This is a genomic window from Actinoplanes sp. NPDC051388, assembly GCF_055586225.1.
Genome location: NZ_JBVJIP010000011.1, coordinates 21,259 through 41,732, shown reverse-complemented (window position 1 = coordinate 41,732; position 20,474 = coordinate 21,259). Strand labels below are relative to the sequence as shown.

General features: G+C 73.3%; 15 protein-coding genes, 1 tRNA gene and 1 pseudogene. 8 read left to right on the top strand and 9 right to left on the bottom strand.

Annotation, left to right across the window (positions count from 1 at the left end; genetic code table 11):
• The first annotated feature begins 76 nt into the window (after positions 1-76).
• Entirely contained in the window at positions 77-2,650 is a 2,574-nt protein-coding gene (locus ACZ6TI_RS26415) for an ATP-binding protein (RefSeq protein ID WP_465347832.1), read from the top strand.
• Between the two features lie 10 nt (positions 2,651-2,660).
• On the opposite strand, the gene ACZ6TI_RS26410 is transcribed toward ACZ6TI_RS26415, so the two are convergent.
• From ACZ6TI_RS26410 to ACZ6TI_RS26390, 5 genes are all read right to left on the bottom strand, one after another.
• A complete protein-coding gene (locus tag ACZ6TI_RS26410) occupies positions 2,661-3,371 on the bottom strand; it encodes an ANTAR domain-containing protein (protein WP_465347831.1) in 711 nt (236 codons plus the stop codon).
• A 238-nt stretch (positions 3,372-3,609) separates the two neighbouring features.
• A complete protein-coding gene (locus ACZ6TI_RS26405) occupies positions 3,610-4,341 on the bottom strand; it encodes a GAF and ANTAR domain-containing protein (protein WP_465347830.1) in 732 nt (243 codons plus the stop codon).
• Positions 4,342-4,385: 44 nt separating this feature from the next.
• Positions 4,386-6,182 (bottom strand): selenocysteine-specific translation elongation factor, encoded by a 1,797-nt coding sequence (gene selB / locus ACZ6TI_RS26400; protein ID WP_465347829.1) that lies wholly within the window; start codon positions 6,180-6,182, stop codon positions 4,386-4,388.
• 1 nt (position 6,183) lies between these two features.
• Positions 6,184-7,473: an L-seryl-tRNA(Sec) selenium transferase gene (selA, locus tag ACZ6TI_RS26395; RefSeq protein WP_465347828.1), complete on the bottom strand. Its 1,290-nt coding sequence runs from the start codon at positions 7,471-7,473 to the stop codon at positions 6,184-6,186.
• Positions 7,474-7,492: 19 nt separating this feature from the next.
• A tRNA-Sec gene (locus ACZ6TI_RS26390) sits at positions 7,493-7,588 on the bottom strand.
• Between the two features lie 55 nt (positions 7,589-7,643).
• On the opposite strand from ACZ6TI_RS26390, the gene selD reads away from it, so the two are divergent.
• The 5 genes and pseudogenes from selD (at position 7,644) to ACZ6TI_RS26365 (ending at position 14,546) form a co-directional block, all read left to right on the top strand.
• Complete coding sequence (selD, locus tag ACZ6TI_RS26385; RefSeq protein ID WP_465347827.1) at positions 7,644-8,663, top strand: selenide, water dikinase SelD; 1,020 nt, start codon at positions 7,644-7,646, stop codon at positions 8,661-8,663.
• Positions 8,664-8,746: 83 nt separating this feature from the next.
• Positions 8,747-12,004, top strand: a pseudogene (gene fdh / locus ACZ6TI_RS26380) (formate dehydrogenase); the annotation flags it as partial.
• 20 nt (positions 12,005-12,024) lie between these two features.
• On the top strand, positions 12,025-12,945 hold the full coding sequence (locus ACZ6TI_RS26375) for a 4Fe-4S dicluster domain-containing protein (protein ID WP_465347826.1): 921 nt from the start codon (positions 12,025-12,027) through the stop codon (positions 12,943-12,945).
• Positions 12,942-13,943, top strand: coding sequence for an NrfD/PsrC family molybdoenzyme membrane anchor subunit (nrfD, locus tag ACZ6TI_RS26370; protein ID WP_465347825.1), 1,002 nt, complete (start codon positions 12,942-12,944; stop codon positions 13,941-13,943). Before ACZ6TI_RS26375 ends, nrfD begins: the two co-directional genes overlap by 4 nt.
• 54 nt (positions 13,944-13,997) lie before the next feature.
• Entirely contained in the window at positions 13,998-14,546 is a 549-nt protein-coding gene (locus ACZ6TI_RS26365) for a hypothetical protein (RefSeq protein WP_465347824.1), read from the top strand.
• Between the two features lie 127 nt (positions 14,547-14,673).
• Here the strand turns inward: ACZ6TI_RS26365 and ACZ6TI_RS26360 are convergent, their stop codons facing one another.
• A complete protein-coding gene (locus ACZ6TI_RS26360; RefSeq protein ID WP_465347823.1) occupies positions 14,674-15,162 on the bottom strand; it encodes a hypothetical protein in 489 nt (162 codons plus the stop codon).
• Between the two features lie 345 nt (positions 15,163-15,507).
• Here ACZ6TI_RS26360 and ACZ6TI_RS26355 point away from each other — a divergent pair, with 345 nt between their 5' ends.
• Entirely contained in the window at positions 15,508-16,857 is a 1,350-nt protein-coding gene (locus tag ACZ6TI_RS26355; protein ID WP_465347822.1) for an NB-ARC domain-containing protein, read from the top strand.
• On the opposite strand, the gene ACZ6TI_RS26350 is transcribed toward ACZ6TI_RS26355, so the two are convergent.
• Positions 16,851-18,206, bottom strand: coding sequence for a vanadium-dependent haloperoxidase (locus ACZ6TI_RS26350; protein WP_465347821.1), 1,356 nt, complete (start codon positions 18,204-18,206; stop codon positions 16,851-16,853). The genes ACZ6TI_RS26355 and ACZ6TI_RS26350 overlap by 7 nt on opposite strands.
• A 99-nt stretch (positions 18,207-18,305) precedes the next feature.
• The gene (locus tag ACZ6TI_RS26345) at positions 18,306-18,641 is read right to left on the bottom strand and encodes a TetR/AcrR family transcriptional regulator (RefSeq protein ID WP_465347820.1); all 336 of its coding nucleotides are present in this window, start codon (positions 18,639-18,641) and stop codon (positions 18,306-18,308) included.
• Between the two features lie 65 nt (positions 18,642-18,706).
• Between ACZ6TI_RS26345 and ACZ6TI_RS26340 the strand changes: the two genes are divergently transcribed.
• The gene (locus ACZ6TI_RS26340) at positions 18,707-19,333 is read left to right on the top strand and encodes an SDR family NAD(P)-dependent oxidoreductase (RefSeq protein ID WP_465347819.1); all 627 of its coding nucleotides are present in this window, start codon (positions 18,707-18,709) and stop codon (positions 19,331-19,333) included.
• 9 nt (positions 19,334-19,342) lie between these two features.
• Here ACZ6TI_RS26340 and pgfA read toward each other — a convergent pair whose 3' ends face one another.
• On the bottom strand, positions 19,343-20,401 hold the full coding sequence (pgfA, locus tag ACZ6TI_RS26335) for a cell envelope lipid trafficking protein PgfA (protein WP_465347818.1): 1,059 nt from the start codon (positions 20,399-20,401) through the stop codon (positions 19,343-19,345).
• Between the last annotated feature and the right edge of the window lie 73 nt (positions 20,402-20,474).

Here is a 20,474-nt window from a genome sequence, read left to right as displayed (position 1 = left end):
CCCGCGCACTGTCGGGAACCCGCAGCCGTCGGGAAAATGCCGGTCAAACTTCCGGTCTTCTTCTACGGTCGTCGACATGGATGGCACCACGCGCTCCCCGTGGGCCGAGCTGGTCGTGCGGTACCGGCACTCGGCCCGTCTCAGTCAGGGTGAGCTCGCCGCACGCTGCGGCATGAGTGAGCGCGCGCTGCGCAACATCGAGTCCGGCGCCACCGCCCAGCCGCGCCGCCACACGGTGCGGGCGATCGGCGCGGCCCTCGGCCTCGACGGCGAACGGCTGGCCCGCTTCGAGGTGGCCGCCCGGGTTCCGGAGCTGACCGCCCCGCCGGTCGCCGATCTGCCCACCGGCGGCGAGCTTCTCGGCCGCCGGGTGGAGCTGGGTGAGCTCGTGGAGTGCGCGGCCAAGGCCCGGCACCGGGTCATCTCCATCACCGGACCGGCCGGAGTGGGCAAGTCGCGCCTGGCCGGCGAGGCCGTGACGGTTCTGCGGGGCCGGCTGCGCACGGACGTCCGCTGCCTCGACCTGTCCGCGACGCACTCCACCGACGCCGTTCCCGAGCTGGTCGCCGAGGCGCTCGGCGCCGGTGGCCGGTCGAGGCTGGACCCGCTGGACCGGGTGGTGGCCGAGCTGCGGACCCGCCGGATCGTGCTGGTCCTGGACAGCTTCGAACGGGTCGGTGGCGCCGCACCCTGGATCCGCTCGCTGACCCACCGCTGCCCGGGACTGATCGTGATCGCCACCAGCCAGGTGCGGCTGGGCGTCGACGGCGAGCACGAACTGCCCCTGGCCGAGCTGCCGTTGCCGGCGGCCATGGACCTGTTCCGGCGGCGCGCGGCTTCCGCGCGGCCGGAACTGGCGACCGACGACGCGCACACCACCGAGCTGGCGGCGATCTGCCGTGCGGTCGGCGGCCTCCCGCTCGCGCTGGAGCTGGCCGCGGCGCGCCTGCGCGTGCTCAGCCCGGCCGAACTGCACGCGCGCCTGAACCGGCAACTGGACCTGCTGGCCGGCGGGCCGCTCGGCGTGCCGGCCCGGCACCGCTCGCTGCGGGCCGCGATCGAGTCCAGCGTGGAGGTCGTCACCGGCGCCGCCCGCGAGCTGCTGGGCTGGCTCGGCGCCTGCCCCGGCGGGGTGCTGCTGACCGATCTGGAGGCGATGGCCGGCGCACTGGACCGCGCCGGCGGCTGGGTGCTGGACCCGCTCGGCGAGCTGGTGGCGGCCCGGATCGTGACCGTGTCCACCGAGGCCGCGGCCAGCCGCTACCGGCTGGCCGGCGCGATCGGGGAATACGCCCGTGAGTCGCTCGACGCCGATCCCAGCGCTTCCGCCGTGTACGCGGCGGTCAGCGCCCGCTATCTGCGGCGTCTGCCGGCGGCCCGGGTCGCGGCCGCCGCCGGTTCGCCGCCGGACCGGGACCGGGACAACATCCGGGCCGCGCTGATCTGGGCCGCCACCCACGCGCCGGACCTGCTCGACACCGCCACCGTGGAGGACGTCTACGAGCTGGCCGAGATCACCGGTCACCTGGCCGAGGGGCAAGCGGTGCTCGCGGCGATCGGCGCCGGCCAAGCCTCACCCACGGTGCGAGCCGGCGCACTGCTGCGCGCGGCGAAGCTGGCCGCCACCCGGCACGAACTCGACCCGGCCACCGCACTGGCCGACGAGGCGCTGCACCTGCTCGACCCGGCCGACGACAGCGGGCGCAGCCGGGCCCGGCTGCTGCTGGCCGAGACCGCCGCCCACCGCGGGGACCTCGCCACCTCCGCGACACACATCGGATACGTGCTCGCGTCGGCCCGCGACCGCGCGGACCCGGCCCTGATCGGGCGGTCCCTGAACAACCTGGGCAACCTGGCTCTGCAACGCGGCGATCTGGCCGAGGCCGACCGGCTGCTCTCCGAAGCGCTGCCCTACCGCGCCGAGGTCAACGACCCGGTCGACGTCGCCTGCACCTTGAGCAACCTGGCCGAAACCGTGCTCGAGCGAGGGGATCCGGAGCGGGCCGCGGCGCTCGCGGCCGAGATCGTGGCGCTGACGTTGCCGGCCGGACGGCGACGGATGGCCGCCGACGCGCTGACGGTGCGGGCGCTCGCACTGCTGGACCTGGGCGACCCGGACGCGGTGGCCGAGGCCGGCGCGGCGGCCCAGCGGGCCTGGGAACTCATCGCCGGCTCGTCGGACGACCTGGCCGTCGTCGGCGGACTCATCGGCCTGCGCCGCAGCGTGGTCCTGCACGTCGTGGCCGGGCCGGAGGCGGCCGGCCGGGCCCTCGCCGAAGCCCTGCCGCGCGCCACCCGCCGGTTCGAGCGGGTCGACATCGCGACCATGCTGGAGCGGCACGCCGAGCTGCTGGCACCGGCCGCGCCGGACCTGGCCGCGCGCCTGCTGGGCGCGGCCGGACGCTATCGCGGCGACCCGCGCCGGCCGGTGGCCGAGCCCGATCAGCGCCGGGCACGGGAGACCGCTCGGCGCTGCGGCGCGGCCCTGGGCCAGGTCGGATACGAGCAGGAGCACGCCGCCGGGGCGGCGCTCGACCCCGCCGGGCTGGCCACACTGTGCGCCGAGCTCGGCCGGGGCGCAATGGCGGACATCGGCAGGGTGGTGCCGCGGCCGCGGCCGCGGGTGGCCGGCCGACCGGCCGCGGTTTAGGCGCGCCGGCTCAGCTCTTGTCCGATGCGGCGCTCGCGACCAGCGCGACGGCCACGTCCCGCAGCTTGCGGTTCGTGTCCTGGGAGAGCCGGGTGAGGATGGCGAACGCCTCGTCGGCCGAGCAGCGCCGGCTGCCCATGATGATGCCCTTGGCCTGCTCGATGGTCGCGCGGCTCTGCATCGCGGCCTGCATCTGCTGAGCCAGGTTCGCCTGGGCGTCGTAACTGTGGGCGTTGGCGAGCGCGACGGCCGCGTAGCCGGCGAACGTCTGACCGAGGATGATCGCGTCGCTGTCGAACGCGTCGGGCTTGGTGGAGTAGACGTTGAGCGCGCCGGTGACCGTCTCGTGGATGGGCAACCCGATCGACAGCGAGCTGCGGGCCCCGGCGTCGAGGGCCTCGGCGGCCCACTCCGGCCAGCGGTCCTCGGTGGTCATGTCCGGCAACGACAGCGTGGCGTGGGCGGCGGACGCGTCGAGGCAGGGTCCGCGCCCGTTCGCGTACTGCCGCTCGTCGAGGCTCAGGGCCAGCGGCCCGGTGCAGGCGACCGTCCGGGCCCGGTCACCGATCAGCGTGACGGAGACCTCGTCCGTCCCCGGGATCGTTCGTTTGGCCAGGTCGGCCACCTGATCCAGGACGCCTTTGAGGTCGGTCTCCCCGAGCTTCATCCGGCCGAGTCGTCCGAAGGCCTCGGCCGGATCCAAGGGCTGCGAGTCGGTCATCCAAGCCTCCCAGCATCTTCAGGAGACGTCCTCGGCGCCGGTTGGCGTCGAGGCGAGCGAGTTCCCGGGACCCTCCGTCCGGAGGACCCCAGATCCGCGCCATTTCTTGACGCCGGTGCACCGACACGGCGCGACTCATGAAGCGTCACCGCCGGAGGGGACGAGATGGACTTCCCGTCAGCGGCGGCGGCAAACGCTTTCGTCCGAGATTTGTTCCTCGTGCCGGCCGGGGGTGGGATCAGTTCCGGTGGTGGGCGACGACGGCGCCGGCCACCTCGGCCAGTGACAGCCCGGAGTTGGCCGCCTCCAGCCGCAACACCAGATAGGCCTCGTCGGCGCCGGCCCCCCGCCGGCCCATGGTGATGCCGATGGCCTGCTGGATCGAGGCCCGCACGGCGAACGCCTCGGTCAGGCCCTCGACCAGGTCGGCCACGCCGGGATCGGCGATGGGCCGGTCGTCGGCGTCCGGTGACGCCTGGTCGTACGCCGCCCAGACCGCCGCGGTGAGTCGTGCCATCGTGGTCTGGTCACGGCTGTGGAGGTTGAGGGCGGCCGCCGGTGTGCCGCGCCCGGCGAAGAGCGGGATGGACAGCGACGCCCGCAGCCCCAGGCGGACGGCGGTGTCGCGGAAGCCGGGCCAGATCATCGTCGTGGCGATGTCCGGCACGGTGCGCGGGGCGCCGGAGACGAGTGCTTCCAGGCACGGGCCGGCGTCATCGGCATATTGCGCCTCGTCGACCGCCGTTGCGATGGCGTCGCTGCTCGCGACCGTGGTGAAGGCGCCTTCGCGGCGGGCGGTCACGGACGCGTAGCTGACGCCGGTCACCTGCTTTGCGCAGAGCTGAGCGATGGCGACCAGCAGGCCGTCGATCCGCGACGAATCGTCGGGTGTGCCCGCGAGGGTGACGAGTGTGTCGATCAGGCTGCCACGTGCGCGCGGTGCGGACGATGCCGGCGGGGGGTTCGTCACCACCCGAACTCTCCCTCGACGGTCGACGATGCGGACGGCAGGTACTACCCGTCGAGGCCGGGTTCATTCCGGGAATGTTCCGTCTGCCCGGGGCGGGTGACGACGCGCCGGTCGTCGGCCTGCCGCCGGGTGTGGCCGGTGCGGTCGAGCAGCTCCAGCAGCGGAACCGCCACCCGGCGGCTGGTGCCCAGGGCCCGCCGGGCGTCGCTCAGGGTGAACGGCTGCGGCAATCCGGCCAGCACGACCGCGGCGGCCTCCGGCGCGCCGGGCGCCAGCACGACCGTGTCACCCAGCCGGAGCAGGGCGCCGGCCCGGACCGCGGCGGCGATCTGCCGTGGTCCGAGTCCCAGCTCGGCGAGGCGGGCGGCCTCCGGCGCGGCGAACGGCTCCCGCGCCAGATCGGCGCGGACCTGCCGCACGGCGCCGGCGACCGGCTCGGGCAGCCCGCCGGCACCCTCGACGCGGACCCGTCCGCCGCGCGACACCAGCGGCGGCCGCACGAGGCTCTCCACCAGCGCCCGGTCGGGCAGGTCCAGCAGGCGGCGCAGCTCGTCGACCGGCATGCCCGGCTCCAGCGGATGCGCCCGGCCGTAGTGCTCCACCTCCGCCGCCAGCCGCGCGCGCATCGCCGCCCAGTGCTCCGGATCCGCCAGCCAATCGCCCGCGACCGGTGGCAGCACGCTCGGGACGCCCATCCGTCGCAGATCGGCGCGGCGGACGAGCAGCCGGCGACGCACCTCGGCGCGCTCGTCCGGTCTGCCGTCCATCGTGGCGAGCACCGCGGCCCGGGCGGCGGCCGCACCCCGCCGGCGCAGCGGCGGCGGCACCACGTCCAGGACCGTGACGCCGCCGGCGAGGCGGCGCCGGCCGGGATCGCGCAGCAGCGCGCGGTCGCCCTGCCGCAGCGGCAGCTCGCGCTCGAGCCGGAGCCGCGCGGTGTCCTCGCCGATCGGCCGGAGCCGCGCCGGCACGGCCGCCGACCCGACGTGCAGGGTCGCCGTGCGGGGCAGGCCGGCGACGTCGCCGCCGGTCACCCGCACGTCCACCAGGTCGGTGGCGACGAACTCGCCCGGCGTGAGCAGAGCGGTTCCCCGGCTCACCTCGGCCGGGTCGACGCCACGCAGGTTGAGCGCCACGCGGGCGACGGCGGCCGCCTCCGGCACCGGGTCGCCGAGCGACTGCACCGCGCGTACGCGCACCGCCCGGCCGTCGGGCAGCGTCAACTCGTCGCCGGCCCGCACCCGGCCCGCGCCCAGCGTGCCGGTCACCACGGTGCCGCTGCCGCGGATGGTGAAGGCGCGGTCCACCCACAGCCGTACCGGTCCGTCGACGACCGGCGGCGGGAGGGCGGCCACCAGCCGGTCGAGCGCCGCCACCAGCGCTGGCAGGCCGTCTCCCGTCGCGCCGCTCACCGTGACCGTCTCCACGTCGCCGAGCGATGTGGCCGCCACCTCGGCCCGCGCGTGCTCGGCGGCCGCGGCCGGATCGGCGAGGTCGCTGCGGGTCACGGCGATCAGTCCGTGCCGGACGTCCAGGGCGTCGAGGGCGGCCAGATGCTCGGCCGACTGCGGCATCCAGCCGTCGTCGGCGGCGACCACGATCAGCGCGGCCGGCACCGACCCGACCCCGGCCAGCATGTTGGGCACGAACCGCTCGTGGCCCGGCACGTCCACGAAGGCCACCGTGGCGCCCGACGGCAGACCGGTCCAGGCGAACCCGAGGTCGATCGTCATGCCCCGCCGGCGCTCCTCGGCCCACCGGTCCGGCTCCATCCCGGTCAGCGCGCGCACCAGGGTGGATTTGCCGTGGTCGACGTGGCCGGCGGTGGCGACGACGTGCATCTCAGCCGACCCGGCCGGCGCGGCCCACCGCCGCGGCGAGGGTGTCGTCCTGAGCCGGCGGCACGCAGCGCAGGTCGAGCAGCAGGCGGCCGTTCTCGACCCGGCCGACGACCGGCGGGTCACCCAGCCGCAACGCGAGCGCGAGGCGCTCGGGCACCGCGACCGCCCAGGAAGGCAGCTCGACGCCGGGCGCGCCGCCGCCGCCGACGACCGCCGCACTGTCCACCGCGGCCGCTTCGTGCCCGGCGGAGGTGAGGACGGCGGCGAGCGCCGCCGCGCGTTCGCGCAGGTCGCCGGGATCGGCCCGCAACGCGTCCCAGGTCGGGCTGGCCGCCGCGCGCAGCGTCGCCTCGAGCGCCGCCAGGGTGAGCTTGTCCACCCGCAACGCCCGCGCCAGGGGATGCCGGCGCAGCCGGCTCACCAGGTCGGCACCGCCGAGGAGCAGTCCGGCCTGCGGACCGCCGAGCAGCTTGTCGCCGCTGGCCGTGACCAGGTCGGCGCCCGCCCGCAGCGCGCTCGCCGCGTCGGGCTCCGCCGGCAACAAGGGGTCCGGTGCGAGCAGCCCGGAGCCGATGTCGGCGACCACCGGCGCCGGCAGGCCGGCCAGCTCCGCGACCGGCACCGCCGAGGTGAACCCGTGGACCACGAAGTTCGACGGATGGACCTTGAGGATGAAGCCGGTCTCCGGGCCGAGGGCGGCCGCGTAGTCGGCGAGCGACGTGCGGTTGGTGGTGCCGACCTCGCGCAGCCGCGCGCCGGTCGACGCCAGCAGGTCGGGCAGCCGGAAGCCGTCACCGATCTCGACGAGCTCGCCTCGGCTGACCACGATCTCGCGCCCGGCGGCCATCGCGGTCGCGGCCAGCACCAGGGCGGCCGCGCCGTTGTTCACCACGTGCACCGCGCCGGCGTCGGGCACGGCCGCGGCCAGCGCGGCCATCGCACCGCGCCCGCGCCGCGCCCGGCGGCCGGTGCGCAGATCCAGCTCGACGTCGGTGTAGCCGGCCGCGGTGACCAGCGCGTCCACGGCCGCGGGCGACAACGCCGCCCGGCCCAGGTTGGTGTGCAGCACGACGCCGGTGGCGTTGATGACCGGCCGGGTGCCGCCGGCGGTGAGCGCGGCGGCGGCCACCCGGGCGACGTCCTCCGGGGCGATCGCGCCGCGCCGCGCCGCTGCCTGCGCCGCGACCACGGCCTCCTTTGCGACGGCCGGGGCGAAGGACGCGGCCGCGGCCGTGAAGATCGGGTCGGCCAGCACGACGTCGGTGCGCGGAATGCGGCGGCGTGGATCCATGGCTCTCCCGGGCGACGAGTGGCGGAGGCGGACGGGAATCGAACCCGCCCGGCCCGGATCCCGGACCGCTCCGGTTTTGAAGACCGGGAGGGGCACCAGCCGCCTGAACGCCTCCGCGGATCACCATATGTCCTCGGGCGGCCGGACGCCCGGCGTGGCACAGTCGTCGGATGGCGACGACCTCGATCGGCAGACTGACCGGCTACGCCCACGGTGGCGGTTGCGCGTGCAAGATCCCTCCCGGCGAGCTCGAAGCGGTGGTGTCCGGCCTGCTCCGCCCGGATCCCGCCGCCGGTCCGCCGCCCGCCGGTGAGCTGCTGGTCGGCCTCGACGACGGGGACGACGCCGCGGTGGTGCGCATCCGTGCGGGCATGGCGGTGGTCGCCACGGCCGACTTCTTCACCCCGGTCGTGGACGACCCCTATGAATGGGGCCGGATCGCCGCGGTCAACGCGCTGTCCGACGTCTATGCGATGGGCGGCACGCCGGTGGTGACGGTCAACCTGCTGGCCTGGCCTCGCGACGTGCTGCCGATGACGCTGGCGGCCGAGGTGCTGCGCGGTGGCCTCGCGGCCGCGGGCGCCGCCGGGTGCCACGTCGCGGGTGGACACAGCGTCGACGATCCGGAGCCCAAATACGGCATGGCGGTCACCGGCATCGTCGACCCCGACCGCCTGCTGCGCAACGACGCCGGCCGGCCCGGGGTTCCGCTGACCCTGACCAAGCCGCTCGGCATCGGAGTGCTGAACAGCCGGCACAAGGCCACCGGGGAGGTCTTCGCGCAGGCCGTGGAAGCGATGACGACGCTGAACGCCGACGCCTCGGTCGCCGCGGTCGCCGCCGGTGTCGTCTGCGCGACCGACGTGACCGGCTTCGGGCTGCTCGGACACCTGCACAAGATGGCCCGGGCGAGCGGCGTGACGGCGCATGTCGACGCCGCGAGCGTGCCCTACCTGGAGGGTGCTCGTGCCGCCCTCGCGGCGGGTTTCGTCAGCGGCGGCACCCGGCGCAACCTCGACTGGGTCCGGCCGCACCTCGACGCCGGCGACCACGGGGAGGACGAGCTGTTGCTGCTCGCCGACGCGCAGACCTCCGGGGGCCTGCTGATCGCCGGTGAGCTGCCCGGACATCCGGTGGTGGGGGAGCTTCGGCCGGCCCGGGAGGACGGCGTCACGCTGGTGGTCAGGTAGCGCCCGACTCTCGCCGGATGCCCCTGGCAAACCGAGATAAACACCACCCTGCGAGCCGGTCCGCGATTGTCTACGGTGCAGGTGTGGGCGTCCGCACATGGATCGAGGGCTGGCCGGTCTACCGCCAGCTCACCGGCACGGACCCGCTGGGCCGCGGCGCCGCCGCGCAGTCCGAGCGGTCGCGGTCGCTGACGGCCCGCACCGAGACCGCCGATGCGGTGGCCCGCTCGGTCTGCCCCTACTGCGCGGTCGGCTGCGGCCAGCGGATCTTCGTCAAGGACGGTGAGGTCGTCCAGATCGAGGGCGACCCGGACAGTCCGATCTCGAGGGGCCGCCTGTGCCCGAAGGGTTCGGCGAGCAAGAGCCTGGTGACCAGCGACCGGCGGCAGCGCAAGGTGCTCTACCGGCGGCCGTTCGCGACCGACTGGGAGGAGCTCGGCCTCGACACCGCGATGGAGATGATCGCCGACCGGGTGCTGGCCGCCCGCGAGTCGACCTGGGAGGACGCCGACGGCGACGGGCGCCCGCTCAACCGCACGCTCGGTTTCGCCAGCCTCGGTGGCGCGACGCTGGACAACGAAGAGAACTACCTGATCAAGAAGCTGTTCACCGCGATGGGCGCGCTGCAGATCGAGAACCAGGCGCGCATTTGACACTCTGCCACCGTTCCCGGTCTGGGAACCAGCTTCGGCCGTGGCGGGGCCACCGGATTCCTCCAGGATCTGGCGAACGCCGACTGCATCGTCATCCAGGGTTCCAACATGGCGGAGGCCCACCCGGTGGGTTTCCAGTACGTGGTGGAGGCCAAGAAGCGCGGTGCCCGGATCATCCACATCGACCCGCGGTTCACCCGGACCAGTGCGCTCGCGCACCGGTACGTCCCGGTGCGGGCCGGCGCGGACATCGCGTTCCTGGGCGGGATCGTGAACTACATCCTGACCAACGAGAAGGACTTCCGGGAGTACGTGCTGGCGTACACCAACGCGTCCACGCTGGTCAGTGACAAGTTCCAGGACACCGAGGACCTGGACGGGCTGTTCTCCGGCTACGACACCGATACCGGGACGTACGACCAGACCAGCTGGGCATATGCGGGGCAGGAGGAGGATGCCCAGGACGAGGACGAGGCGCACGCCGACCGGGAGACCGCCTCCGGGCTGGAGCAGGAGTCGCACGGCCCGCCGGTCCCGGCCGACGTCCCCCGCGATCCCACGCTGCAGCACCCGCGCTGCGTCTACCAGGTGCTCAAGCGGCACTACGCCCGCTACACCCCGGAGGTCGTCGAGCAGCTCTGCGGCGTACCCAAGGAGAAGTTTCTCGAGGTCTGCGAGACGTGGACGGCCAACTCGGGCCGCGAGCGCACCACCGCGCTGGTCTATTCGGTGGGCTGGACCCAGCACAGCGTCGGCGTGCAGTACATCCGCACCGGCGCGATCATCCAGTTGCTGCTCGGCAACATGGGCCGGCCCGGCGGCGGCGTGATGGCGCTGCGCGGACACGCGAGCATCCAGGGCTCCACGGACATCCCGACGCTGTTCAACCTGCTGCCCGGTTACCTGCCGATGCCGCACTTCCAGCAGCACGAGACGTTCCGGCAGTGGATCGACGCGATCCGGCATCCCGAGCAGCAGGGCTTCTGGGCCGAGGCGGAGTCCTATGCGGTGAGTCTGCTCAAGGCGTACTGGGGTGATGCCGCCACCGCGGAGAACGACTGGGGATACCACTGGCTGCCCCGGCTCACCGGCGACCACGGCACCTATCAGCAGGTGCTCGACATGATCGACGGCAAGATCAAGGGCTACTTCCTGCTCGGGCAGAACCCGGCGGTCGGCTCCGCGCACGGCAAGGCGCAACGCCTGGGCATGGCCAACCTCGACTGGCTGGTCGTCCGCGACCTGTTCATGATCGAAAGCGCCACGTTCTGGAAGGACGGCCCGGAGGTGGCCACCGGCGAGATCGTGCCGGAGCTGTGCCGCACCGAGGTCTTCTTCATGCCGGCCGCCTCGCACGCGGAGAAGGAAGGCACCTTCACCCAGACCCAGCGGATGCTGCAGTGGCGGGAGAAGGCCGTCGAGCCGCCCGGAGACTGCCGCTCCGAGCTGTGGTTCTTCCATCACCTCGGCCGCCTGGTGCGGGAGCGGCTGGCCGGCTCCACGCTGCCCCGCGACCAGGGCCTGCTCAACCTGAGCTGGGACTACCCGCTGCACGGTGAGCGCGGTGACGAGCCGAGCGCCGAGGACGTGCTCAGGGAGATCAACGGCTACGACATCGCGACCGGCGCCCCGGTGCCGAACTTCACCTCGCTCAAGGCGGACGGTTCCACCGCCTGCGGCTGCTGGATCTACTCCGGCGTCTTCAAGGACGGGATCAACCAGGCGGCCCGCCGCAAGCCCGGCGCCGAGCAGGACTGGGTGGCCCGCGAATGGGGCTGGGCCTGGCCGTCGGACCGCCGCACGCTCTACAACCGCGCCTCCGCGGACCCGTCCGGAAAGCCGTGGTCCGAACGCAAGAAGTACGTGTGGTGGGACCCGGAGGCCGGCCAGAGCGGCGAGTGGACCGGCTACGACGTGCCCGACTTCGAGAAGACGAAGCCGCCGTCCTACCGTCCGCCGGAGGGCGCGACCGGCGTGGAGGCGATCTCCGGCGACGACGCGTTCATCATGCAGGGCGACGGGAAGGGTTGGCTCTACGCGCCCAGCGGCGTGATCGACGGCCCGATGCCCACGCACTACGAGCCGGTCGAGTCGCCGGTGCGCAACCCGCTCTACCTGCAGCAGGCCAACCCGACCCGCAAGGTCTACGAGCGGTCCGACAACCCGACCAACCCCAGCGCGCCCGAGCCGCACTTCGAGGTCTTCCCGTTCGTGTTCACCACCAGCCGCCTCACCGAGCACCACACCGCCGGCGGCATGAGCCGGCAGCTCGCATACCTGACCGAGCTGCAGCCGGAGATGTTCGTCGAGGTCTCGCCCGAGCTGGCCGGCGAGCGCGGGCTGGAGCATCTCGGCTGGGCGCACATCGTCACCGCCCGGGCGGCGATCGAGGCGCGGGTGCTGGTCACCGACCGGCTCGCCCCGCTGCGCATCGACGGCCGGATCGTGCACCAGATCTGGCTGCCCTACCACTGGGGGAACGAGGGCCTGGGCACCGGCGACTCCGCCAACGACCTGATCGGCATCACGCTCGACCCGAACGTGCTGATCCAGGAGAGCAAGGTCGGCACCTGCGACATCCGGCCCGGCCGTCGCCCGACGGGGCGGGCGCTGGCCGAGTTCGTGGCCGGCTACCGCGCCCGGGCCGGCCTGGCGCCGGACCACCACACGCCGATGGTGACCAAGGACGAGCCGGAGGAGACCGCATAGTGGCCGGACCGAACAGCCTCTACGGCCCGCTCGACCCCGCGCCGGACGCGGGTTACGTCGACGCGCCGCCGCGCATGGGCTTCTTCACCGACACCAGCGTCTGCATCGGCTGCAAGGCGTGCGAGGTGGCGTGCAAGGAGTGGAACCTGGTCCCGGACGACGGCTTCGACCTGCTCGGCACCTCGTACGACAATACCGGCGGGCTGAGCGCCGACTCCTGGCGGCACGTCGCCTTCATCGAGCAGCCGGCCGCGGACCGTGGCGTCGACGCGCTCGCCGCCGCCGGCACCACCCAGTTCCTCGGGATGCCGGGCACCGACCTGCCGGGCCGCACCATGGACGCCCCGCGCACCGACTTCCGCTGGCTGATGATGTCCAACGTGTGCAAGCACTGCACCCATGCCGCCTGCCTCGACGTGTGCCCGACCGGCTCGCTGTTCCGCACCGAGTTCGGCACCGTGGTGGTGCAGGAGGACATCTGCAACGGTTGTGGCTACTGCATTCCGGCGTGCCCGTACGGCGTCATCGATCAGCGCAAGGACGATGGCCGCGCGTGGAAGTGCACGCTCTGCTACGACCGGATCGGCGACGGTCTCACCCCGGCCTGCGCCAAGGCCTGCCCCACCGAGTCCATTCAGTACGGCGAACTCGACGAGCTGCGCGCCCGCGCCGCGCACCGGGTGGAGAGCCTGCACCAGCAGGGCGAGAGCTCGGCCCGGCTGTACGGCCACGACCCGGCGGACGGCGTCGGCGGGGACGGCGCGTTCTTCCTGCTGCTCGACGAGCCGGAGGTGTACGGGTTGCCGCCGGACCCGGTGGTGACCACCCGCGACCTGCCGGCCATGTGGAAGCACGCCGGCGCGGCGGCCCTCGCGATGGCGGCGTCCGTCGTGGTCGCGTTCCTGGGGCGGCGCCGATGAGCCCCGCACGGCGGCGCGGCGGCGGCGACCGGCCGATGGTGCCACCGGCCGACTTCCGCTCCTACTATGGGCGGCCGATCGTCAAGGCGCCGGTCTGGCGGCACGACATCGCGGCATACCTGTTCACCGGTGGCCTGGCGGCCGGCTCCGCGCTGCTGGCGGCCGGCGGCGACGCGACCGGCCGGCCCGCGCTGCGGCGGGCCGGCCGGCTGACCGTCCTCGGCGCCGTCGGAGCCAGCACCTATTTCCTCGTCAACGACCTGGGCCGGCCGGAACGCTTCCTGCACATGCTGCGGGTCGCGAAGCCGACGTCACCGATGTCGATGGGCACCTGGATCTTCAGCGCCTTCGCGCTCGGCGCCGGGGTCGCGGCGGTCGCCGAGGCGGCCCCGATGCTGCCGCGCCACGGCGTGCCGGGCCTGGCCCGGGCGGTGCTGCCGCCGCTGGGCACCGCGGGCCAGTACGGCGCCGCGGTGGCCGCGCCCGCGCTGGCCACCTACACCGCGGTGCTGCTGGCCGACACCGCCACGCCGAGTTGGCACGCCGCCTATCCGGAGCTGCCGTTCGTGTTCGCCGGCAGCGCCCTGGCCAGCGGGGCCGCGGTGGGACTGATCGCCGCGCCGGTCGAGCAGGCCGGACCGGCGCGCCGGCTGGCCGTGTGCGGCGCCGCCCTGGAGCTGTACGCCACCCACCGGATCGAGGAGTCCAAGGGTCTGCTGAGCGAGCCCTACCGGCAGGGCCGGCCGGGTCGATTGCTGCGGGCCGCCCGCGTGCTCACCATCGCGGGCGTGGCCGGCGCCGTGCTCGGGCGCTGCAGCCGGGTGGTGTCCGCGTTGTCCGGGGCATCGCTGCTGGCCGCCTCCCTCGCCACCCGGTTCGGCATCTTCGAGGGCGGCGTCGCCTCGGCGCGGGACCCGCGCTACACGGTCGTGCCGCAGCGCGAACGGCTGGCCGCCCGGTCCGATGAGGCACGTCACCCGGGAGCTGAATCGGTGTAGCAGGGCAGGCGGGGTAGCCCAGCCGGGACCGCAACTCGTACTTTGGAGGACACCGTGGCGAAGGACACTCTTTCCCGATCTCTGCATGATGTCGGCCTGGCCGCCTGGTTCGGCGGCACGCTGGCCAACGCCGTCGCGCTCAACCCGGCCGCCGCCCAGGCGGACACGGCCAACGGCACCGGCCGGGTGGCGAACACCGGCTGGAACAAGTGGACGCCGGTCAACGCGGCCGCCATCGGCGCGCACCTGGCGGGCAGCATCGGCGAGCTCGTCGGCAACCGCACGCGGCTGGTCGCCCAGCGCGGCGCGGGCGCGACCGCGCTGGCGAAGACGGGCCTGACCGTGGCCGCTCTGGCCGTGACCGGGTACAGCCGGCTGCTGGGCCGGAAGGTGAACGACGAGACCTCGGTGCCGGCGCTGGCCGGCACCGAACCCGCCACCAGCACGCCGGACGACGTCGCCAAGGCGCAGAAGCAGCTGTCGGTGTTGCAGTGGGCCGTGCCGGCGATCACCGGCGCGCTCATCGTGGTCAGCTCGCTCGCGGGCGAGCAGCAGCGCGCGAGCGAGGTGAAGAAGGGCTTCCTGGCACGCTTCACCCGGTGAGCGCCGACCGGGTGCCGGGCCGTCCCGCCGCCGGCCCGGCCCGGCACCCACCCGTCGTGACTCGGTGACGCACGCTGGTCTGCGCGTCCGCCCCGCCGACCGGCCTTGCCTGCCTGCCTGCCGTATGTCACATCCCGCCGGACGCGGGGAGATGCTCGCGGATCGCGGCGAGTTGCCGCACGGTGACGAACGACGGGTTCGCCGCCTGCGGCTGCCGCAGCACCTCCAGATCGGCCAGCCGCGGATCGGTTCGCAGCGACTGCCGGGGGAGCCGGCCGGCCGGATCGGCGATGGCCAGATCGAGCGGCACCGACCACCCGCCATCGGCGGCGTCACGTTCGGGTCTGCCGGCAAGACGACCCCAACCCCAGATTCCGTACGCGGTGCCGCGCCGCCGGCTGCCGCTGGCCCAGAACAGCACCGGCTGACCCGCGCGCATGAGGTCGAGCCGGTAGCTGGGTTGCAGGCACCACCTGGTCACCCGGGGGTCGCGGGCGAAGCGGCCCAGCAGGTCGGTGTGGTCGGCGTTGCCCTTCAGCAGCCACGCGCCGAGGTCGTCGAGGCTGACCCGCCGGTCCGGCCGGGTCACCGCCGCGCGGCTCTGACCGACGTGCATCGCCCGATTCAACCACGGCGACGGCTTCCCCGGCCATTCCGGCTGCAGCGTCTGCCCGCCGCCGCCGGGTCCATTTTTGCGTCATCCTCCATGTTGGACCAATGCTTTGGGGAATGGACTTTCTACGGCCAAGCGCGTTGGTTGCTGCCGCACAACCGCGCAGGTGGCACACGGTCCTCCTACGCATTGTCGAACCCCTGTGCGACAGTCTTGGGTACATTTCCACAAGGTCGTCGGTGATTCCGCGGGGGAACGGTGGGATCACGGAGGAGAGTCATGACCGCCCACAGTTCATTCGGGGGAGAACGGGGGCAACGGGCACCGAATCCGTTGACGGCGCACACCGTGACGGAATTCGTGGCCTGTCTGCGGCAGGTCAAACGATGGGCCGGGAACCCGTCGTTCGCGGCCATGAGCCGCCGGTGCGCTGTGCCGGACAGCACCCTCGCCGATGCCGTCCGGCCGGCCCGATCCACCCTGCCACGATGGGAGGTGGTCCGGGCGTTCGTGCGTGCCTGCGACGCTCGCCCGGCCGAGATCGGGGCTTGGGAGGAGGCGTGGCGGCGGATCGACGCGAGCCTCGACGACATCGCCCGGCCGTGGCTGGGCCGGGCCGACGCCGCCGTGCCCCGGCAGCTCCCGGCCGAGATCACGCACCTGATGGGCCGGCAGGACGTGCTCACTCAGCTGGACGCCTCGCACCGCGACGGCGGCGCGGGCGGGCGTTGCGGCGCGCCCACGGCGATCGTCGGTGGCCCGGGAGTCGGCAAGACCGCGCTCGCGGTGCACTGGGCGCATCGCGCCGCCGGGCGGTACCCCGGCGGGCAGATCTTCGTCGCCCTGGGTACCGCGCCCCATCGGGCGCTGACCGCCGCTGAGGTTCTTCCCCGCCTGCTGACCTCGCTCGGCGTCGCCGAGTCCGATATGCCGGCCGGGCTGGACGCGCGGGTCGGGATGTATCGGTCGCTGACCTACACCCGCCGGCTGCTCATCGTGCTCGACGACGCCCGGGACGCCGAGCAGATCCGCCCGCTGCTCCCCGGTGGTCCCGGTTGCAGCACCGTGGTGACCAGCCGCAACCGAATGTCCGCGCTGGTCGCTCAGGACGGCGCCCGCCGGGTCACCCTGCCGCCGCTGACCTCGGCGGACGCCGTGCGCCTGTTCGGCACGCTGCTGGCCGACGCGCGGCCGGCCGCGGAGCCCGAGGCGGCCAGGCGGCTCGCCCGGCTGTGCGGACACCTGCCGCTCGCCGTGCGGATCGCCGCCGCCCACCTCGGCGACCGCCCAGACTGCCGGATCCAGACCTACGTGCGGCAGCTCGAGGATGATCGGCTGGCCAACCTCACGATCGCCGGTGAGGAGAGCGCGGGACTGGCGGCATCGTTTCACCGCTCCTATTCGATCCTGCCCACCGGCGCCCGGCTGGTGTTCCAGCGGCTCGCCGCCGCACCCGAGCCGGACTTCGGGGTCGACGACTCGGTCCGCGCCACCGGGCTGCCGCCCGCGGAGGTGTTGCGGCAGCTCGACACGCTGGTCGCCGTGCACCTGGTGGAGACCGTGGGGCCGGCGCGCTACGCGATGGCGGAATTGTTGCGGCTCTACGCGGCGGCGGTGACGGTCACGGCGGCGCCGCGCGCGGCTGCGCCCCGCCGCCCGCGGCGACGAGGCGCAGCCCGGATGGATCTCGGTCAGTAGCAGGGAACGTTGCAGTTCATCGCCCGGAACCGGGTGGTGGACACGACGGTGAAGACCGCTCCGCCGCTGGCCCGCCCGTCATCGGCGTCGAACTGATAGTGCACGCCCAGATAGATCCGGCTCCGGGCGTTCTCGATCGCGGCCTGGTTGAAGGTGCTGAACGTCCGAGTCACACCGACCGCGTTCGGGTCGTTCGTGCCGCCGGTGAAGCCGACACTCGTGCCGATCACCGTGTTCATCACCCCGGCCCAGGCGGCCGACAGCGTGGCATGCCCAGAGGTCCAGGCGGGGAAGCACGGGGTGGCGCCGAGTGGCTGCCAGGCGGTGTCCGGCACGGTCGCGGCGTTGCCGTCCTCGGCGGCCCGCTGGATCGCGGTGACCGGCCGCCACAGGTCGATCGGTGTCTCGAACTTGTGGTCCCAGGCGGCGATCGCGGCGTCGGCGATCGCCCACGAGGCCATGGCGAAGAGCCGCGCGATCTGGATCGGATTGGTCAGCCGGGCCTGCGCGACGACGCGCGTGTGGTCGAGAAGTTGCCCCGGCGGCTTGTAGGTGCCGTCCGCGTCGTTCGCCCAGAAATGCGCGGCTTGGGTCTGGTCCGCCGTACGCGTGGTGGAGGTGTTCTTCCCGAGTGACTTCACCTCGTTGACCTGCGCCGCGTAGAGGGAGCTGGCGAGCAGGGCGGGGTACGTGGTGTATCCACCGGGCAGCGGACGCCGAGTTTGCGACGGCGACGACAGCGCGAAGGGCCGCACCCTGCCCCACTGCGGATCGACCGGCGCGGCACACCCGTTGCCGGTTGGCCGCCATGCGCCGGGAACGGTGCCCGGAGGGTAGTTCACCGTTGCCGCCGAGCCGTCGTTGGCCCGGTTCTCCCGTACGATCGCCGTCTCCTGATCGGCCAACGACACCGCCGCCGGCTGCGTGGCGGAGCCGTGTCGCTGGGTGTACCGCTGCTGGATGTAGGTGCTCTGCGCCGGAAAGGCGTCGATCAGCATGTTCCGGGCGACCATGCCGGCGGCCAGGTCGTCGTTCACCGCCGGATCCGGCACGAGCAGCGCGAAGGCCCGGTCATAGCCGGCACCCACCAGGTTCTGCCGCGACCACTGTGCCGAGTTCGCCACGTCGAAGATGGCGCCGTGCATCATCGCGGCGCCCCGGGCCAGCGGCCCGGGCCCGCCTCCCTGCCGGCGGAAGACCTCCAGCAGAGTGTCGTTCCAGTAGTAGACGGTGGCGGAGTTGACCGCCGCCGATGCAGCCTGCTGCTGTCCCAGCACCATCCCGGTCGATGCCAGGACCGTGGCCACCGTCAGCGCCACGGCCCGCCGGACGTTTCTCGTGATTCGCACCCTTGCCTCCCCGCTCCGATTGATCTCGGCGAGGAGCGTGTCGGCGGGTGCGGGCGACCCGGAAGGGTTCTCGGATGGATCCGGACGGGTCCGGCCGGTTCAGGCGTCTGTCCGAAGTCGAGCGTCCGGATGATCCGGACGATCTCGACCGGTCAGGCGGCGGACAGCCTCGACCACGGCGGCCCGGCGGCCGCGTTCGAGCTGGTACCAGGCGACGAAACGCAGCACATCCGGGTGGGCCGTGCCGGCGTCGCAGAGGCGGCCGGCGTACTCGCCGAGGTCGTCGGCATCGATCGGGATGGCGGTGACGGTCTGCTCGACGATCAGGTCGAAGACCGCCTCGAACAGGCCGTCCTTGTTCTCGTAGAACGAGTAGACCAGTCCGGCGCTGATGCCGGCCCGCTTCGCCAGCCGGTCGACCCGCGCCCCGGCCACCCCGTGGGCGGCGAACTCCTCCAGCGCCGCATCGAGCAGCCGCTGCCGCTTCGTCTCAGGATCCCGTGCTCGTCAACAACGCCGGCGTGATGAACATCGCCGAGCGGCAGACCACCGCCGACGGGTTCGAGATGACCTTCGGCACCAACCACCTGGGCCACTTCGCCTTCACCGCCCAGGTCATGCCCGCGTTGCGCTCGGCGTCGGCGGCCCGCGTGGTGACGGTCAGCGCGATCGCCGCCCGCTGGCGCAGCGGCGAGCTGACCGATCTGCTGAGCGAGCGGAAGTACCGGCCGATGAGCGCCTACGCGAAGTCGAAGCGGGCCAACATCGTGTTCACCACCGAACTGGCCCGTCGGCTGGCCGGCACGCCGATGACCGCGGTCGCCGTGCATCCCGGTGCTGCCCTGACCAACCTGCAGCGGCACTCCCAGGGCGCCGCTTCCCGCCTGATGATGCCGGTGCTCGGAAGGCTGGCGATGGGCTCACCCGAGGGCGCCGCGTGGCCCTCGGGCTACGCGGCGACCAACGCGGAAGTGCCGAGCGGGTCGTTCATCGGGCCGGCCGGACGCCGCCAGGACTCCGGCACGCCGAAGCCGGCCCGGCTGCCCCGCGGAGCAGACGACCCGGCCACCGGCGCCACGCTGTGGCACGAAAGCGAACGCCTCACCGGCGTCACCTTCAACGTCTGAACGAGCGTGTCACTCGGCCTTGCTCCGGGCCGGGTCGGCCGGGATCGGGTCGGTGCGGTCCGGGTCGGACTTGGCGTGCCGGGCACTGCCGCGCCGCTGGGTCGGCGTGCCGTCCGTGCTCGGGCGGCGCCCCACCAGCACGAAGCCCACGATCACCAGGGCCAGGCCGAGCACGGCGAGCACGATCGGCGCCCAGAACGTGACCAGCCGCAGCTGCTGGCGGTTGGACTTGGCGGTCTCGGCCGCCGCGCTGATCGTCTCGGGGGTGTAGGTGAACGTCGCGTCCAGGATGGTCACCGACCGGCCGTCGTCGGCCACCAGGTCCTTGTGCTGCTGCTCCTGCACCTTGATGTACTGCCCGGTGGTCGGCTCCACCCACACCGTGCGGGTGTTTCGGTAGACGACCTCGCCGGACGTCGCGCCGGGCGTCAGCTGGCTCAGGATCACCTGCAGCCGGTCGGCCGGCAACTGCTGGCGGCCGTCGGTGATCTGCTGGGTGAACTGGTAGGTCTCCAGCCCCTCGATCTGCTCGGTCTGCACGAAGCGGGCCGGCTGGGTGTTCAGGATGTCGCGGTCGAAGATGTCGTAGGTCCGCCGCTCGGTGCCGAACGGGAACTTGTAGATCTGACCGGCGTAGTCGATGCTCTGCCGGTCGTTGCCGGTGTCCAGCCAGTCCTTGTCCCAGGCCTGCGCCGCGGCGGTCCGCCGGTCCACCGCCAGCGAGGTGCTGTACGCGAGGACCAGGTCGTTGGTGTCGGTGCGCACCACTTCCTGCCCGACCAGCCACACCAGCGCGTTCCCGTCGAGCGGGCCCTCCAGCGCGGCGGTCGCCTTGGTGTCCGCCTGCACGGTCACCGTGGACCGCAGCGTGCCGGTGTTGATCTTTGCCGCACCGTTGGTGATCTGCATGAAGGTCGCGTTGGGCGCCTCGGCGACCGACTGGGTGCGCTCCATGTCGTAGGGCAGTTGCTCCACTTTGGGCGCGATGATGAGCACCAGGCCGCCGGCGAACACCAACGCCAGGAATCCGAGGCCGACAAGCGCGGCGCCAATGACGCGGGACCTCATGGTGCCTCCACGAGCAGGAGAATGTTGGGGGACTGGCGGAAGGTTACTACCGAGTACCATGCGGAAGGTACCC

What these genes read in the sequence shown, in the direction of transcription:
- nrfD (WP_465347825.1), top strand. Translation starts at nt 12,942, where the DNA reads ATGAGCCCCGCACGGCGGCGCGGCGGCGGCGACCGGCCGATGGTGCCA.
- selB (WP_465347829.1), bottom strand. Translation starts at nt 6,182, where the DNA reads ATGCACGTCGTCGCCACCGCCGGCCACGTCGACCACGGCAAATCCACC.
- ACZ6TI_RS26415 (WP_465347832.1), top strand. Translation starts at nt 77, where the DNA reads ATGGATGGCACCACGCGCTCCCCGTGGGCCGAGCTGGTCGTGCGGTAC.
- ACZ6TI_RS26360 (WP_465347823.1), bottom strand. Translation starts at nt 15,162, where the DNA reads ATGCACGTCGGTCAGAGCCGCGCGGCGGTGACCCGGCCGGACCGGCGG.
- selA (WP_465347828.1), bottom strand. Translation starts at nt 7,473, where the DNA reads ATGGATCCACGCCGCCGCATTCCGCGCACCGACGTCGTGCTGGCCGAC.
- selD (WP_465347827.1), top strand. Translation starts at nt 7,644, where the DNA reads ATGGCGACGACCTCGATCGGCAGACTGACCGGCTACGCCCACGGTGGC.
- ACZ6TI_RS26410 (WP_465347831.1), bottom strand. Translation starts at nt 3,371, where the DNA reads ATGACCGACTCGCAGCCCTTGGATCCGGCCGAGGCCTTCGGACGACTC.
- pgfA (WP_465347818.1), bottom strand. Translation starts at nt 20,401, where the DNA reads ATGAGGTCCCGCGTCATTGGCGCCGCGCTTGTCGGCCTCGGATTCCTG.